The 16,231-nt window shown below is 70.3% G+C and carries 15 protein-coding genes; 5 read left to right on the top strand and 10 right to left on the bottom strand.

Annotation, left to right across the window (positions count from 1 at the left end; translation table 11 throughout):
* Positions 1-28: 28 nt before the first annotated feature.
* The 3 genes from ACIBEA_RS25150 to ACIBEA_RS25160 are packed head-to-tail and all read right to left on the bottom strand — an operon-like array spanning position 29 to position 3,611.
* Complete coding sequence (locus tag ACIBEA_RS25150) at positions 29-931, bottom strand: metal-dependent hydrolase (protein ID WP_399264538.1); 903 nt, start codon at positions 929-931, stop codon at positions 29-31.
* The gene (locus ACIBEA_RS25155; RefSeq protein ID WP_399264816.1) at positions 928-2,691 is read right to left on the bottom strand and encodes an SDR family oxidoreductase; all 1,764 of its coding nucleotides are present in this window, start codon (positions 2,689-2,691) and stop codon (positions 928-930) included. The genes ACIBEA_RS25150 and ACIBEA_RS25155 overlap by 4 nt, the downstream gene beginning before the upstream one ends.
* 5 nt (positions 2,692-2,696) lie before the next feature.
* Positions 2,697-3,611: a M24 family metallopeptidase gene (locus tag ACIBEA_RS25160; RefSeq protein ID WP_399264540.1), complete on the bottom strand. Its 915-nt coding sequence runs from the start codon at positions 3,609-3,611 to the stop codon at positions 2,697-2,699.
* 223 nt (positions 3,612-3,834) lie between these two features.
* On the opposite strand from ACIBEA_RS25160, the gene ACIBEA_RS25165 reads away from it, so the two are divergent.
* From ACIBEA_RS25165 to ACIBEA_RS25185, 5 genes are all read left to right on the top strand, one after another.
* The gene (locus tag ACIBEA_RS25165) at positions 3,835-4,806 is read left to right on the top strand and encodes an ABC transporter ATP-binding protein (protein WP_399264542.1); all 972 of its coding nucleotides are present in this window, start codon (positions 3,835-3,837) and stop codon (positions 4,804-4,806) included.
* The gene (locus ACIBEA_RS25170; protein ID WP_354378896.1) at positions 4,796-5,683 is read left to right on the top strand and encodes an ABC transporter permease subunit; all 888 of its coding nucleotides are present in this window, start codon (positions 4,796-4,798) and stop codon (positions 5,681-5,683) included. Before ACIBEA_RS25165 ends, ACIBEA_RS25170 begins: the two co-directional genes overlap by 11 nt.
* Complete coding sequence (locus ACIBEA_RS25175; RefSeq protein ID WP_399264544.1) at positions 5,680-6,591, top strand: ABC transporter ATP-binding protein; 912 nt, start codon at positions 5,680-5,682, stop codon at positions 6,589-6,591. Before ACIBEA_RS25170 ends, ACIBEA_RS25175 begins: the two co-directional genes overlap by 4 nt.
* 16 nt (positions 6,592-6,607) lie before the next feature.
* Positions 6,608-7,327: an ABC transporter permease gene (locus tag ACIBEA_RS25180; protein WP_399264546.1), complete on the top strand. Its 720-nt coding sequence runs from the start codon at positions 6,608-6,610 to the stop codon at positions 7,325-7,327.
* A gap of 85 nt (positions 7,328-7,412) precedes the next feature.
* A complete protein-coding gene (locus tag ACIBEA_RS25185; RefSeq protein ID WP_399264548.1) occupies positions 7,413-8,114 on the top strand; it encodes a rhomboid-like protein in 702 nt (233 codons plus the stop codon).
* Between the two features lie 129 nt (positions 8,115-8,243).
* Here the strand turns inward: ACIBEA_RS25185 and ACIBEA_RS25190 are convergent, their stop codons facing one another.
* The 7 genes from ACIBEA_RS25190 to ACIBEA_RS25220 all read right to left on the bottom strand — a co-directional run bounded on the left by ACIBEA_RS25190 (position 8,244) and on the right by ACIBEA_RS25220 (position 16,221).
* The gene (locus tag ACIBEA_RS25190; RefSeq protein ID WP_399264550.1) at positions 8,244-9,056 is read right to left on the bottom strand and encodes an HAD family hydrolase; all 813 of its coding nucleotides are present in this window, start codon (positions 9,054-9,056) and stop codon (positions 8,244-8,246) included.
* Positions 9,053-10,342 carry a serine--tRNA ligase gene (gene serS, locus ACIBEA_RS25195; RefSeq protein ID WP_399264552.1) on the bottom strand — a complete coding sequence of 430 codons (1,290 nt, stop codon included), beginning with the start codon at positions 10,340-10,342 and terminating at the stop codon, positions 9,053-9,055. Before serS ends, ACIBEA_RS25190 begins: the two co-directional genes overlap by 4 nt.
* A 557-nt stretch (positions 10,343-10,899) precedes the next feature.
* Entirely contained in the window at positions 10,900-11,835 is a 936-nt protein-coding gene (gene pheA, locus ACIBEA_RS25200; protein ID WP_354378902.1) for a prephenate dehydratase, read from the bottom strand.
* 42 nt (positions 11,836-11,877) lie between these two features.
* A complete protein-coding gene (gene efeB, locus ACIBEA_RS25205; RefSeq protein ID WP_399264554.1) occupies positions 11,878-13,137 on the bottom strand; it encodes an iron uptake transporter deferrochelatase/peroxidase subunit in 1,260 nt (419 codons plus the stop codon).
* 5 nt (positions 13,138-13,142) lie between these two features.
* Positions 13,143-15,077 carry a copper resistance CopC/CopD family protein gene (locus tag ACIBEA_RS25210; RefSeq protein WP_399264556.1) on the bottom strand — a complete coding sequence of 645 codons (1,935 nt, stop codon included), beginning with the start codon at positions 15,075-15,077 and terminating at the stop codon, positions 13,143-13,145.
* A 23-nt stretch (positions 15,078-15,100) separates the two neighbouring features.
* On the bottom strand, positions 15,101-15,574 hold the full coding sequence (locus ACIBEA_RS25215; protein WP_399264558.1) for a copper chaperone PCu(A)C: 474 nt from the start codon (positions 15,572-15,574) through the stop codon (positions 15,101-15,103).
* Entirely contained in the window at positions 15,571-16,221 is a 651-nt protein-coding gene (locus tag ACIBEA_RS25220; protein WP_399264560.1) for an SCO family protein, read from the bottom strand. Before ACIBEA_RS25220 ends, ACIBEA_RS25215 begins: the two co-directional genes overlap by 4 nt.
* Positions 16,222-16,231 lie beyond the last annotated feature (10 nt).

Raw genomic sequence — 16,231 nt, forward strand, 5'->3', positions numbered from 1 at the left:
CAGGCCCACCAGGGGCCCACGACAGGCCCTACGACACGGCGGCTCGGCCGACCGCGCCCGCCGCGGCGCGGGCGGCGGGCGAAGTCGTCAGGTACTCGACCGCCCTGCGCAGCGAGCCCTCCTGCGAGGGATGGTACGACCGCCGGAAGTAGCGGGGTATGGCCGCGCCCAGCTCTCTCCAGGTCGGTAGCAGGCCCTTGGCCACGGCCTGGTTGTGGGCGCGCAGTGAATACCGCAGCCGGCCGGCGAGTTCCGGGTCGTTGCGTATCAGGTACGCCGTCCCCCACACCCACAGCCAGGCCAGTACCGGGGCGACCACGGCCATGCCCTCGATCCGACGCGCGTACCGGGCCGCGCCGGTGCCTGCGCAGTGCTGGTACATGTCGAAGGCGACGGAGCGGTGCTCCACCTCCTCCGCGCCGTGCCAGCGCAGCAGGTCCAGCATGATCTCGTCCGAGCCCGCCCGGTCGAGCCCCTCGGCGCGCAGCACCCAGTCGCCGAGCACGGCCGTGAACTGCTCGATCGCGGCGACCAGCGAGAGCCGGAAGCGCAGCCATTCCTGTGCGGGCAGCGGCGCGCCGAACGGCGGGGTCTCACCGAGCAGCTTCTCGAAGAGGAAATCGACGTACCGGGTGAATTCCGCCGTCGGGAGCTGCTGTTCGGCGAGGTGGTCCAGGACGTAGGAGTGCTGCACGCTGTGCGTGGCCTCCTGCCCCATGAACCCCTTGACCTCCTGGCGCAGCCCGGGATCGGTGACCAGGGGCAGGGCTTCCTTGAAGACCTTGACGAACCACCGCTCCCCGGCGGGCAGCAGCAGGTGCAGCACATTGATCACGTGGGTGGCGGTGGGCTCGTCCGGTATCCAGTGCAGCGGGGTGGTCCGCCAGTCGAAGGCCACCCGGCGCGGAGCGATCCGGTACGCCCCGCTCACAGCCGGGGCTCCAGCTTCGCGAAGGCCCGCAGCGCACCGGGGGCGAAGCGGGACATCCACCGGGCGCCCTTGGACTCGGGGGTCACCGGAACCACCGCCTGGTTCTTCACCACGGCGAGCAGGATCGCGTCGGCGACCTTCTCCGGCGGGAAGTTGCGCAGGCCGTAGAGCCGGGAGGACTTCTGCTGGCGGCGCTTCTCCTCCGCCGCGTCCACCCCGGTGAACCGGGAGGTGGCGGTGATGTTGGTGTTGACGATGCCGGGGCAGATCGCCGAGACGCCGATCGAGCGGCCCGCCAGTTCGGCGCGCAGGCACTCCGACAGCATCAGCACCGCCGCCTTCGAGGTGCTGTATGCGGGCAGGCTCTTGGTGGGCAGGTAGGCCGCGGCGGAGGCGGTGTTGACGATGTGGCCGCCCTGACCGCGGTCGGCCATCTGCTTGCCGAAGATCCGGCAGCCGTGGATGACGCCCCACAGGTTGACGTCGAGGACCTTCTTCCAGTCCTCCGAGCTGGTCTCCAGGAACGGCCCGGAGAGCCCGATCCCGGCGTTGTTGACCAGGACGTCGACGATGCCGTACTCGGCGGCGACCTTCGCCGCGAGCTTCTCCATCGCCTGTTCGTCGCTGACGTCCACGCACTCGCCCCAGGCCTGCGGGGCGCCCACGAGCCGGGCCATCTCGGCGGTGCGGGCGGCGCCCTCGCCATCGCGGTCCACGGCCACCACGCGGGCGCCGGCCTCGGCGAAGGCGAAGGCCGTGGCCCGCCCGATGCCGCTGGCCGCGCCGGTGACCAGGACGAGCTGCCCGCCGAAGCGGTCGGCGTAGCGCCCCGGGGCCTTCCGCTCCGGCGCCCGGGTCGCGGGCTCCTCGCGGGAGGTGACGAACTCGCCGATCCACGCGGCCAGCTGGTCGGGTCGGGTGCGCGGGATCCAGTGCTTGGCCGGCAGGGTCCGGCGCAGCAGATCGGGCGCCCACAGCTCCAGGTCGTCGTAGAGCCGCTCGGACAGGAAGGAGTCCCCGGTCGGGGTGATCAGCTGGACGGGCACGTGGGCGTAGGCGTCGGTCCGCGGGTGGCGCAGCCTGGGACGGATGTTGTCCCGGTAGAGCCAGGCGCCGTGCGCCGCGTCGGAGGCGAGCGAAGCGGTCGGGTAGTCACCGGACGGGATCTTCTCCAGCCGCTCCAGCATCATGGGCCACCGCTTGCCGAGCGGCCCGCGCCAGGCCAGCTCCGGCAGCACCGGGGTGTGCAGCAGGTACACGTACCAGGACTTGGCGCCCTGCCCCAGCAGCTGCGCGGCCCGGCGCGGGGTCGGCCGGGACATCCGCTTCTTGATCCAGTGCCCGAAGTGGTCCAGCGAGGGGCCCGACATGGAGGTGAAGGAGGCGATCCGACCCTCCGTGCGCCGTACGGTCGCGAACTCCCAGCCCTGTACGGACCCCCAGTCGTGCCCGACCAGGTGCACCGGGCGGTCGGGGCTCACCGCGTCCGCGACCGCGAGGAAGTCATCGGTCAGCTTCTCCAGCGTGAAGCCGCCGCGCAGCGGCACGGGCGCCGTGGACCTGCCGTGCCCGCGCACGTCGTAGAGCACCACGTGGAAGTGCTCCGCCAGGCGCTCGGCCACCTCCGACCAGACTTCCTTGCTGTCCGGGTAGCCGTGCACCAGCACCACGGTCGGCCGCTCGGTGTCGCCCAGTTCCACGACGCACAGCTCGATCCCGCCGGTGCTCACCCGGCGCTCCCGCGCTCCTGCCAGTCCCATCTCGCTCACGCCGCCTTCTCCTCCGCCCAACGCCGCACGTGCGGCAGATCGTCATCCAGCCAGAAGGCGCCCTCCGCGGGATCCCGGGAGTCGGTCACGACCAGGATCTCCTCGAACTTGGCGCCGGTGCCGCGGAAGCCCAGGTGCGGCTCCACCGCCCACAAGCCGGGCTGCGGCGGGTGGTCGGAGAAGGAGTACGGGCTCCACAACGGGGACCATCCTTCACGGTGCCCGTGCAGCGCGTCACTGGCCAGCCCCTTCAGGGCCTGGGTGCCGAAGCCGAAGACGGTCGGCGACCACCGCCGCTCGGCGACCCGGTCCACCTTGTGCGCGATCACCCCGAAGGGATAGGCGCGGTGCCGGTTCGCGTACCCCTGGCGGACCATGAGCCGCTCGACGTCCTCGTAGATGTCGCGCAGCGAACGGCGCTCGCGCACCTGCTCCAGGATCAGCTCGCGGTGCGCCCTCAGGTCGGACAGCAGCCGGTCGTGCACGGGATTGAGCCCGAGACAGCCCGAGTACCCGACGTCCGCCGTGTACCCCTTGTAGACCGGTGCCATGTCGAGGATGAACGGCATCCCCGGCTCCAGCTTCCGGTGGGTGGGGAAGAACTGGAGCGGGATCCGGAAGTTCACGAAGGCGGTCCGGTCCCCGAACCAGGCGAAGGGCATGTGGAACCAGTCCCGCACCCCGCGCTCGCGCAGCCAGTCGCGCTGCATCCGGGCCGCCTCGCGCTCGGTCACCCCGGGCCGCAGCTGCGCCGCGACCGCCTCCGCGCACGCGTACGACAGGCGCTGCACTTCCCTGAATCCGTCGAGATCCGCGGCCCGTAGGCCGGTCCCTACGCCGGCCTTCGACCCGCCCGGCGCCCGTACTCCGGCCGCCCGCGCGGTGCTCCGTTGCTTGGTGTCCCCTGCCATGCCAGCCGTCCGTCCGAGTAGCCGTACGCGTCCGTAACTTGACACTGATGAATGTGACAATGCTTGGAGATCACGTCAAGGCCCGTGCACGGACCTGTGGAAAAGTCCTGCGATGTGGACAGCCGCATCAGCCTTCCGACAGGCCGTGTACGCCTGAAGGCGGAGACGGGGTCCCGCTCCAGGTCTGACGATCCGCGCGCAACCGGCCACTAACGTCGGTTCCGTGACTGTCATCGCGACCGAAAGCCTGAGCAAGCGGTACCCCCGAGTGACCGCCCTCGACCGGCTCTCCCTGGACATCGGGCCCGGCGTAACGGGTCTCGTGGGTGCCAACGGAGCCGGCAAGTCCACGCTGATCAAGATTCTGCTGGGACTGTCCCCCGCCACCGAGGGCCGTGCCGCCGTGCTCGGGCTCGACGTCGCCACGCATGGCAGTGCCATCCGTGAGCGCGTCGGCTACATGCCCGAACACGACTGCCTGCCACCCGACGTCTCGGCCACCGAGTTCGTCGTGCACATGGCCCGCATGTCGGGGCTGCCGCCGACCGCCGCCCGCGAGCGGACCGCCGACACGCTGCGCCACGTCGGGCTCTACGAAGAGCGGTACCGCCCCATCGGCGGCTACTCCACCGGCATGAAGCAGCGCGTCAAGCTGGCCCAGGCGCTGGTCCACGACCCGCAGCTGGTCCTCCTCGACGAGCCCACCAACGGCCTCGACCCGGTCGGCCGCGACGAGATGCTCGACCTGATCCGCCGAGTCCACACCGACTTCGGGATCTCGGTCCTGGTCACCTCCCACCTCCTCGGCGAGCTGGAGCGGACCTGCGACCACGTCGTGGTCGTCGACGGCGGCAAGCTGCTGCGCTCCAGCTCCACGAGCGACTTCACCCAGACCACGACGACCCTCGCGGTCGAGGTCACCGACACCGACGCCCACCCCGACGGGACCGCCGCGCTGCGCGAGGCGCTGACCGGGGCGGGCCTGACCCTCCACGCGGCGCAGGAGCAGGGCCTGCCCGGTGCGGGCCACATCCTCCTCGTCGAGGCCGTCGGTGAGGAGACCAACGACACCATCCGCGACATCGTGTCCGACCTCGGCCTCGGCCTGGTCCGGATGGAACAGCGCCGCCACCACATCGCGGAGGTCTTCCGCGACCACGACCAGCAGAAGGGAGCCGGTTCCGATGGCGCCTGACACCTCGACCCAGATCCACAACATCGGCTACCGGTCCTACGAGGGCTCCCGGCTCGGCCGCGCCTACGCGCGCACCTCGCTGTTCTCCCAGTCCCTCCGGGGTTCCTACGGGCTCGGCCGCTCGGCCAAGTCCAAGGTCCTCCCGATGATCCTCTTCGCGGTGATGTGCGTCCCCGCCCTGATCATGGTCGCGGTGGCGATCGCGGTGCCGGGCAACACGGACCTGCCGATCAAGTACACGACGTACGCCCTGACCACGCAGATGATCATCGGGCTGTACCTGGCCTCCCAGGCCCCGCAGTCCGTCTCCCGCGACCTGCGGTTCAAGACGGTCCCGCTCTACTTCTCGCGGCCCATCGAACGCGTCGACTACGTCCTCGCCAAGTTCGCGGCGATGGCCAGCGCGCTCTTCATCCTCACGGCCACGCCGCTGCTGATCATGTTCATCGGCGCCCTGCTGGCCAAGTTCGACTTCGCCCACCAGGCGAAGGGGCTCGGGCAGGGTCTGGTGTCCGTCCTGCTGCTTTCGCTGCTCTTCTCCGGCCTCGGGCTGGTCGCCGCAGCCCTCACCCCGCGGCGCGGCTTCGGCGTCGCCGCCGTCATCGGGCTGCTGATCATCCCCTACGGCGCCGTCACCACGGTGCAGGCCGTCGCCTACAACACCGGTACGCCCGAAGCGGTCCAGTGGATGGGCCTGTTCTCCCCGATCACCCTGATCGACGGCGTCCAGACCGCCTTCCTCGACGGCGCCTCCGCGTTCCCCGGCGGCGAAGGACCCACGGTCGGCGTCGGATTCGTCTATCTGCTGGTCGTACTCGGCCTCATCGTCGGCTCCTACGCCGCGCTGATGGCCCGCTACCGGAAGGCCGGGCTGTGAGCATCATCGACATCGACCACGCTTCCCGCTGGTTCGGGAACGTCGTCGCCGTGAACGACGTGACCATGCGCATCGGTCCCGGCGTGACCGGTCTACTGGGCCCCAACGGGGCCGGGAAGTCGACCCTCATCAACATGATGGGTGGCTTCCTCGCCCCCTCCACCGGCACCGTCAAGCTCGACGGGGCGCCGATCTGGCGCAATGAGCAGGTCTACAAGAGCGTGGGCGTCGTGCCCGAGCGCGAGGCCATGTACGACTTCCTCACCGGCCGGGAGTTCGTCGTCGCCAACGCCGAGCTCCACGGGCTCGACGACGCGGCCGCCCAGCGGGCGCTGGCCACCGTCGAGATGGAGTCCGCCCAGGACCGCAAGATCTCGACCTACTCCAAGGGCATGCGCCAGCGCGTGAAGATGGCCTCCGCCCTCGTTCACGACCCGTCCGTGCTCCTGCTCGACGAGCCGTTCAACGGCATGGACCCGCGCCAGCGCATGCAGCTCATGGAGCTGCTGCGGCGCATGGGCGACGAAGGCCGCACCGTCCTGTTCTCCTCCCACATCCTGGAGGAGGTCGAACAACTCGCCTCCCACATCGAGGTGGTCGTCGCCGGGCGGCACGCCGCCTCCGGTGACTTCCGCAAGATCCGCCGGCTGATGACGGACCGCCCCCACCGCTACCTGGTCCGCTCCTCCGACGACCGGGCGCTCGCCGCGGCCCTGATCGCCGATCCGTCGACCGCCGGGATCGAGGTCGACCTCAAGGAGGGCGCCCTGCGGATCCAGGCCGTCGACTTCGGGCGCTTCACCCAGCTGCTCCCGCGGGTCGCCCGCGCGCACGGCATCCGACTGATGACGGTCTCGCCCTCCGACGAGTCCCTCGAATCGGTCTTCTCCTACCTCGTCGCGGCCTGAAAGGAGCTGGCACCCGATGTACAACCCCACCGTTGCCCGGCTCACCTACCGAGCCCTGCTCGGCCGCCGCCGCGCGCTGATCCTCTTCGCGCTGCCCGCCCTGCTGATCGTCATCTCCATCGCCGTCCGCACCCTGACCGGCGTCGACGACAAGGTCGCCGCCGATCTGCTCGGCGGTTTCGCCCTCGCCACGATGGTTCCGCTGATCGGCGTCATCGCCGGTACGGGCGCCATCGGACCGGAGATCGACGACGGCTCGATCGTCTACCTGCTCGCCAAGCCGGTGAAGCGGCCCACGATCATCATGACCAAGCTGATCGTCGCGATCGCCGTGACCATGGCCTTCTCCGCGATCCCCACCCTGATCGCCGGGTTCATCCTCAACGGCAACGGTCAGCAGATCGCCGTCGCCTACACCATCGCTGCGCTCGTCGCCTCGATCGCCTACAGCGCGCTGTTCCTACTGCTGGGCACCGTGAGCCGGCACGCGGTCGTCTTCGGCCTGGTCTACGCCCTGATCTGGGAGTCGCTCTTCGGCAGCCTGGTCGAGGGAGCGAAGACCCTGAGCGTCCAGCAGTGGGCGCTCGCGCTCGCCGAGAAGGTGAGCGGTCCCGGGTACGTCGACTCCTCCGTCGGCCTGACCACGGCAGTGGTCCTGCTCGCCGCCGTCACCGTGGGCGCCACCGTCTACGCCGGTCAGAAGCTGCGCCGTCTGACCCTCGCGGGCGACGAGTAGGCTCCGCCGCACCGCACCGCGTCACCCGTGCCCCGCCCGGCCCACATGCCGGGCGGGGCACAGGTTTGCGGGTCATGATCGGGACATGCTGTCGCACTCCGAGCCCGAGCCCTCCAGGCCCCTGTGGTCCTGGGTCCGGGCCTCGCCCGGTACGCACGTCTGGCTCCTGATCATCGCCGTCACCAGCATCATCGTGGCCGTCTCCCCCGACGCGGTCGACCACTTCCTCTTCCACCGCAACAGCAGCAACATCCACCAGCTCGTCAAGCACCCCTTCCAGGCGCTGATCGGCAGCGCCTTCTGGATCGAGAACCCGGCCTCACTGGCCCTCTACGCCGTGCTCTTCGAGGTGTTCCACGCCTCGGTGGAACGCTGGCTGGGCACCCTGCGCTGGCTGATGATCGTCGCCAGTGCGCACATCGTCGCGACGCTGATCAGCCAGAAGCTCGTCCTCACGGCGATCCAGGACCACCGTGCCCCACGGAGCATGGCCCACGTCGTGGACATCGGAGTCAGCTACGGCCTCGCCGCGGCCATCGGCGTCCTCGCCTACCGGCTGCCGAACCCCTGGCGGTGGCTCTACCTGGCCGGAGCCGTGGCCTTCTTCGGGCTCCCACTGCTCACCGGCGGCACCTTCACGGACGCCGGGCACGCCATCGCGCTCTCCATCGGCCTGATCGCCTGGCCGCTCACCCGGCACCCGCACCCGCACGTGCACTCCGACGCGCACCACCACCGTGTTTCACGTGAAACAGGAAGTGGTCCGCGCCCCGCCGACCGGCGGTAATTCGCTGGTAAGGGACACGGCCCGGGGGCAGAGTGAGCTGTGCGGGGAGCAACAAAAAGGTCCGGGGCGGCCACTTCGAGCGCGCCTCGCGGCGCGGGCCGTCCCGGACCTTCCCTGCGGTCCTCGTGCTCAGGCGGCGCCGAGCAGACGCTCCAGTACCACCGCGATGCCGTCGGCCTGATTCGACGTGGTCACCTCGTCGGCCACCGCCTTCAGCTCCGCGTGGGCATTGGCCATCGCCACTCCGTGCGCGGACCATCCGAACATCGGGATGTCGTTGGGCATGTCGCCGAAGGCGATGGTCTGCGCCGCCTTCACTCCCAGCCGACGGGCCGCCAGCGACAGGCCGGTGGCCTTGCTCAGGCCGAGCGGCAGGATCTCCACGACGCCCGGTCCGGCCATCACCACGTCCACGAGACTGCCGACGGTCGCGCGGGCCACACGGACCAGCTCGTCGTCGTCGAGCTCGGGGTGCTGGATGTACAGCTTGTTGAGCGGAGCCGTCCAGACCTCCGCGGGGTCCCGCAGGTACACCGCCGGAAGCCCTTCCTGCACCTGGTACCCGGGACCGAACAGCACCTCGCCGTCCACCCCGTCACGGCTCGCCGCGAGGGCCAGCGGCCCCACCTCGGCCTCGATCTTGGCGAGCGCCAGACCGGCCAACTGCCGGTCCAGCGTCACCGAGGTGAGGAGCCTGCGGGCACCGGCGTCGTACAGCTGTGCACCCTGCCCGCACACCGCGATGCCCTTGTAGCCGAGGTCGTCCAGCACGTGCCGGGTCCAGGGCACGGCGCGCCCGGTGACGATGATGTGCACCGCACCCGCCGCGGTGGCCGCGAGCAGGGCCTCGCGGGTGCGTTCCGAGACCGTGTCGTCGTCGCGCAGGAGCGTGCCGTCGAGATCGGTCGCGACGAGCTTGTACGGGAACGGTGCAGGGGTCACTTGGCGATCGGCTCCAGAATTTCCCGGCCGCCCAGGTAGGGACGGAGGATCGGGGGCACCCGTACCGAACCGTCGGCCTGCTGGTGGTTCTCCAGGATGGCCACGATGGTGCGGGGGACGGCGCACAGGGTGCCGTTGAGCGTGGACAGCGGGCGCGTGACCTTCTTGCCGTCCTTGGTCTCGCGCATCCGCACGGACAGGCGGCGGGCCTGGAAGCCGTTGCAGTTCGAGGCGGAGGTCAGCTCGCGGTACTTGCCCTGGGTCGGGATCCACGCCTCGCAGTCGAACTTGCGGGAGGCCGAGGAGCCCAGGTCGCCGGTGGCGACGTCGATCACCTGGAACGGCAGCTCCAGAGCGGTGAGCCACTGCTTCTCCCACTCCAGGAGACGCTGGTGCTCGGCCTCGGCTTCCTCCGGTGCGACGTACGAGAACATCTCGACCTTGTCGAACTGGTGGACGCGGAAGATGCCTCGGGTGTCCTTGCCGTACGTGCCGGCCTCGCGGCGGAAGCACGGCGAGAACCCGGCGTAGCGCAGCGGCAGCTGGTCCGCCTCCAGGATCTCGTCCATGTGGTAGGCCGCGAGCGGGACCTCGGAGGTGCCGACGAGGTAGAAGTCGTCCTTCTCCAGGTGGTACACGTTCTCCGCGGCCTGGCCGAGGAAGCCGGTGCCCTCCATGGCGCGCGGGCGGACCAGCGCGGGGGTGAGCATCGGGATGAAGCCGGCCTCGCCCGCCTGCGCGATCGCCGCGTTCACCAGGGCGAGCTCCAGCAGGGCGCCGACGCCGGTGAGGTAGTAGAAGCGCGAGCCGGAGACCTTCGCGCCGCGCTCGACGTCGATGGCGCCGAGGGACTCGCCGAGCTCCAGGTGGTCCTTGGGCTCGAAGCCCTCCGCGCCGAAGTCACGGATGGTGCCGTGGGTCTCCAGGACGGTGAAGTCCTCTTCCCCGCCGACCGGGACGTCAGGGTGCACGATGTTGCCGAGCTGGAGCAGCAGTCGCTTGGCGGTCTCGTCCGCCTCGTTCTGCTCGGCCTCGGCGGCCTTGACGTTGGTCTTGAGCTGTTCGGCCTTCTTCAGCAGCTCGGCACGCTCGTCGGGCGAGGCCTTGGGGATCAGCTTTCCCAGGGACCTCTGCTCATTGCGCAGCTCGTCGAAGCGGGTGCCGGAGGACCTGCGGCGCTCGTCGGCGGAGAGCAGTGCGTCGACGAGGTCGACGTCCTCTCCACGGGCGCGCTGCGAGGCGCGGACACGGTCAGGGTCTTCACGGAGCAGCCGGAGGTCAATCACCCCACCAGGCTACCGGGCCGGCTTCGAGGCCTCGTACCGATATAACGCTGCGTGGCGCTATGTCCCAATTGCCGCGAATGCAAAACTCCTGACACGTGGCCGGAAGTGGACCTCCGCACCGGTCCGATCCACACCTGATCCCGGGCTGATAAAACTGCCCGAATCCCCGAAATGGGGCGCATCGACCGCTCCCGCCCCTGGGGCTGAGCAGGGGCGAAGCGGCCTCTTGTCCACAGGAATTGCGATCCCGGCCGGCTTATCCACAGGCTGTGTGCCGTATCTGTGGACACGAAAAGAGATCATTCCCGGGCGATGCGGCTCGGGGGCGAATCGGGGTTCAAACCCCCCTCACGCACTCATTCGGGTGGGAATGGCTCGCCCCAAAGAGTTGATCAGCGATGCGTGGGTGACGCCGTTCACCCTCCGATCCCCAGCGCGAAACCTGGGCCCCCGACCGATTTGTCGACCTTGTCGCGCCGCACTGTCGACTTGTCCCCAGGTCTCCACACGCTCCTGTGGATAACTCTGTGGATAAGTGACGCCGTCCTGTGTGCGAGCTAGGCCCGGCCGTCCAGGCAGCGGGTCAGCCAGTCGGAAGCGGCCGTGAAATCGCCATCCGAGGTTCCGGGGCGGGCCGCGCGCACCTCACTCAGAGCGACCCCCGCGCGGGGGTAGGAGCCGAGGAAGCGGACCTGCGGGCAGGTGCGCTTGAGACCCATGAGGGCCTCGCTGACCCGGCGGTCGGAGATGTGGCCCTCGGCGTCGACGGCGAAGCAGTAGTTGCCGATGCCCTCACCGGTGGGCCGGGACTGGATCAACATCAGGTTGACCCCGCGGACGGCGAACTCCTGGAGGAGTTCGAGGAGCGCGCCGGGGTGGTCCTCGCCGAGCCAGAGCACGACGGAGGTCTTGTCCGCTCCGGTCGGCGCCGCGGGCCGGGCCGGTCGGCCGACCAGGACGAAACGGGTCTCGGCGTTCTCCGCGTCGTGGATCTCGGTGACGAGGGGCTCCAGCCCGTAGGTGGCGGCGGCGAACTCACCGGCGAAGGCGGCGTCGAAGCGGCCTTCCTGGACGAGCCGCGCGCCGTCCGCGTTGGAGGCGGCGGACTCCCACACGGCGTCGGGCAGGTTGGCGCGCAGCCAGTTGCGCACCTGCGGCTGGGCGACCGGGTGCCCGGTGACCGTCTTGACGTCGGACAGCTTGGTCCCCGGCCGCACCAGCAGGGCGAAGGCGATGGGCAGCAGCACCTCGCGGTAGATCATCAGCGGCTCGCCGGAGGACAGCTCGTCGAGGGTGGCGGTGACGCCGCCCTCCACGGAGTTCTCGATCGGAACCAGGGCTGCTGCCGCCTCCCCGTTCCTTACGGCGTCGAGTGCCGCCGGGACCGACACCATGGGAACGAGTTCCCGGGTCGCGGCTTCCGGCAGCGTGCGCAGGGCGGCTTCGGTGAAGGTGCCCTCGGGACCGAGATACGTGAAGCGGGTGGCCGACATGTGATCAGCCTAATGCCGCTGCCCCGTGCCCCGAGGTGCTGTTCATCCTTCGAGCAGCGGCTGTCCCACGTACTCCTCGGTGCGCGGGCCGCGCGGGACGGCGTACAGCCCGCTCGCCTCGTGGCGGATGAACTCCGACAGCGCGTCACCCCGGTCGAGCTTGCGCTGGACGGGGACGAAGCCGCGCATCGGGTCGGCCTGCCAGCAGATGAAGAGGAGACCGGCGTCGGGGGTGCCGTCGGAGCCGATGCCGTCGTGGAAGGAGAACGGGCGCCGGAGCATGGCGGCCCCGCCGTTCTGCGCGGGGGCGGAGATCCGGGCGTGGGCGTTGGAGGGGATGACCGGCTTGCCGTCGCCGCCGAACTTGTCGAGGTCCAGCTTGGTGGTCTCGGTGCCGCCGGTCAGGGGCGCCCCGTCCGCCTTCTTCCGGCCGATGACCTGCTCCTGCTTGGTGAGCGGCTGCTTGTCCCAGTCGTCGAGCAGCATCCGGATGCGTCGGACGACGGCGTACGAGCCCGCGGCCATCCACGCGTGTTCGGCCGGGCCGGGGCCGGCGCCGGGCACGAAGATCCGCTTGTCGAAGTCGGCCTCGGACGGCTTGGGGTTGCCCGTGCCGTCGATCTGGCCCAGGAGGTTGCGGGCGGTCATCGGCTCGGCCGTGGCTCCCGGCGTCCGATTGAAACCGTTCATCTGCCAGCGGACGCGGGCCGCTTGCCCCGCGTCCTTCTGCAGGGTGCGCAGCGCATGGAAGGCGACGAGTGCGTCGTCGGCGCCGATCTGGACCCACAGGTCTCCGTTGCCGCGCTGGGGATCGAGCCGGTCCGCCGAGAACTCGGGGAGCGGATCGAGCGCGACGGGCCGGCGCGCCGTGAGGCCGGTGCGGTCGAAGAAGGAGTGGCCGAAGCCGAAGGTGACGGTGAGCGAGCACGGTCCGGCGTCCAGGGCGATCCCCGAGTCGGCCGCCCCCGCCGTTTCGCCGGCCATCAGCCGGCGGGCGCTGTCGGACCAGCGGCGCATCAGGGCGACGGCTTCCTTGCGGCCCGCCCCGGGAGCCAGGTCGAAGGCCAGTACATGACCCTTGGCCTGGAGCGGCGTGGTGATGCCCGCCTGGTGCTCGCCGTGGAAGTCGATCTCGGTGGCGCCGACGGAGGCCGCCGGGGCGCTGCCGTCGGTACCCGCGATCGCGGCATGCGCGAGGGCGCCACCGGTGGCGCCGAGTGCGAGACCGACGGCGCCCGCGGCACCTACGGTGCCCAGCAGCCGGCGCCGGGAGATCTCGATGTCGGGGTTGCTCTCGGTCATGCTGTTCAGCCGATCTTGACGGTCTTCTGGACGGTCGTCTGGTCGATGTCGGAGGTACGGAGGCTTACGTCGATGCGCCATTCACCGGCCAGCGGCAGCTGGACGCCGGAGGCGCTCCAGTGCCCCGGCGCCAAGTGATCGGGGGCGAGCGGCAGCGGGCCGATGTCCTTGGCGGGGAGGGTGAAGGCGACCTTCACCTCGGGGATGTCGAAGGGCCGGCCGTCCGGGGAGTCCACCCAGACGTGGAGGCTGTTGGCGCCCACCCGGCCCGGGTCCAGTTCGATCCGGACGCTGCCCTTTCCGTTCTGGCCGCCGGTGTCGAAGGGCAGGGTGATCTTCACGGCGCGGTCGGGTACGGCGGTGACGGCGCGAGTGCCCTCCAGCTCGGCGGCCCGGCCGGGCTCCGTCCCGGTCAGCAGAGTGGCGACGGCGAGCAGGACGACAGCGACGGCCGCCTCGGCGAGGACGGACCGGCGCAGTCCCGCGCGATCGGGATCGGCGTCCCGGATCCGCTTGTCCCGCGCGCTCTCGCGGGCAGCGCGCTGACGGGCCAGCTGGGCGGCGCGCTTGGCGCTCGGCGGGACGGTGACCGGCGCTTCTGTTTCACGTGAAACATCGCGCTGGGCGGCGACCTGCGGGGCGCGGCCGGCCGCGTCCCCGGCCAGCCGGCCGGTCCACTTCCGCGAGACGGAGGCGATGGCGACCAGGACGGCGATCAGGCCGACCTTGATGAGGAGGTACCGGCCGTACTCCGTGCCGGTCAGCGCGGACCAGCTGCCGAGCTGGCGCCAGGACTGGTAGACACCGGTGGCGGTGAGGACGAGGACGCTGACGAAGGCGACGCGGGAGAAGCGCCGGATGGCTTCCCGCTCGATGTCCGGGACCTTGTGCAGGGCGATCAGCAGCGCGGCGAGACCACCGAGCCAGGTGGCGACGGCCAGCAGGTGGACGATGTCGACCGGCATGGCGATGCCCGGCTGGATGCCCGTGGAGGCGTGTTCGGACAGCGACCAGGTGGCGGCGATGCCGGCGGCGACCACGGCCCCGCCGATGGCCAGCCCGAAGGTGAGGTCGCTGGTGTCCTTGGCGTCTTCCTCGCTCGCGCCGCTGCCCTGCACCTTGCGGGCGAAGGTACCGAAGAGGACGGCCATGAAGAGGGCCACGGCGCCGAGCAGCAGCAGCCGCGACACCAGGGAGGCTCCGGTCTTGGTCTCCAGGACGGCCTTGAGGCCGTCGAGGTCGAAGACGTCGGAGAAGTCGCCCGAGCCGGTGTAGGGGTTGCGCAGCACCAGCATGGCGAGCGTGGCGGCCGTCAGCGTCACCCAGGCGCGCAGTACGAGCTTTTGCAGCGGCCGTTCGGCGGCGCCCCGGCGCCAGCACAGCAGGATGAAGGCCGCGCCGCCGACGAGCACGGCGAACCCGCCGTAGGCGGCGTAGCGCGCGATGCCGTAGGCGATGCCCACGGGTCCGCCGCCTGCCACCTGTGAGGACACCGAGACGCTGGTCGCGGAGGGGGCGCCGATGGAGAAGGTGAAGGCGCCGGAGACCGGGTGGCTGTCGGCGGAGACCGCCTGCCAGGCCACGGTGTAGGTGCCATTGGGCAGGCCACTGTGCAACGCGGTGCCGTAACGGATGGTGGAGCCGCTGCACAGGTCGCGCAGCTCCCCTGTGTCGATCCGCTTGCCCTGGGGGTCCATGACCCGGATGGAGTCGCCGTTCATGGCGACGCCTTCGGAGAAGGAAAGGGTGACCTGGGCGGGGGCCGTGGCGACCACCGCCCCGTCCCTGGGGTCGCTCGCGGTGAGCGCGGCATGTGCCGAGGCCGGTCCGGCCGCGGTGAACAGGGCCGCGGCCAGAGCGGCGAGGACCAGCAGGAGCCGCGGCAGGAATGCCGCCGCGGCCGTGCGGGCCGTGGAAGGGGCGGGGGCGATGGCCGTCATGGCGTTGTCAGTCCCTCGGTCCGTCAGTTGGTTTTCTGCGGCTGGTACGTGCGTTCCTTCACGTCCAGCTCGACCTTGACCGGATCCGACTTCTCGAAGCGCAGCTCGACGGTCACCTTGTCGCCGACCTTCGGCTTGTTCTTCAGGCCCATGAACATGATGTGGTCGCCGCCGCGCGCGAGCTTCAGCGCGCCGTTGGCCGGCACGTCGAGGGCCTGGACCTGCTGCATCTTCTGGTCTTTGGTCTCGTGGATCGTCACGTCGCCCGAGAGCGTGCTCGTGACGGCGGTGAGCTTGTCCGCCGCCTTCGAGTCGTTCTTGATGACCATGAACGCGCCGGCCATCTTGTCGTCGATCGGTTCGGGCATGTACCCGCCGCTGACCTTCAGCTCGGGCTTGCCGTCGCCCGCGTCGGAATCGGAGGAGCAGCCGGATATGGCGAGCGCTGCCGACAGGGAGAGGACGGCGGCGAGGGTGCGGGTGGTGCGGCGGTTCACGGGTTCTCTCCCTTGATGATCTTCGGCAGATCCTTGGTGTAGTCCTCGACGGTGGTCGACTCCCCGTAGAGGACGTAGCCCTCGTCGGTCTTCGGCGAGAAGGCGATGACCTGCGCGCCGTGCATGGAGACGATGTCGCCGTTGGCCTCCTTCTTGGCGGCCTCGATGCCGATGCCGAGGCTGCGGGCACCGGCCTGGATCTTGGCGAAGTCCCCGGTGAGTCCGATGAAGGCCGGGTCCTGGGACTTGAGCCACTGGCCGAGGGACTCGGGGGTGTCCCGGTCGGGGTCGGTGGTGACGAAGACGACCTGGAGGTTGTCCTGGTCGGCCTTGGGCAGCGCCTTCTTGGCGACGGCGAGGTTGCTCATCGTCAGCGGGCAGACGTCCGGGCATTTGGTGTAGCCGAAGTAGATGAGCGTCGGCTTGCCCTTGGTCTGCTCGCGCAGGCTCCACGGCTTGCCGTTGGTGTCGGTGAGCACCAGGTCCGGCTTGTCGAAGGGGCGGTCGAGCACGGTGCCCGGCTTGCTCTTGGCGGGGGCGTTGACCTCCGCGAGCGACGTGCTCTTGCCGGTGTCACTGCCACAGGCGGTGAGGGCGAGGGCGGTCGCCGCCACGAGGGCGGCGACCGTCACACGTGTGGTGCGCATGGGATGTCCC

This window comes from Streptomyces sp. NPDC051555, from assembly GCF_044454405.1.
Taxonomy (GTDB): domain Bacteria; phylum Actinomycetota; class Actinomycetes; order Streptomycetales; family Streptomycetaceae; genus Streptomyces.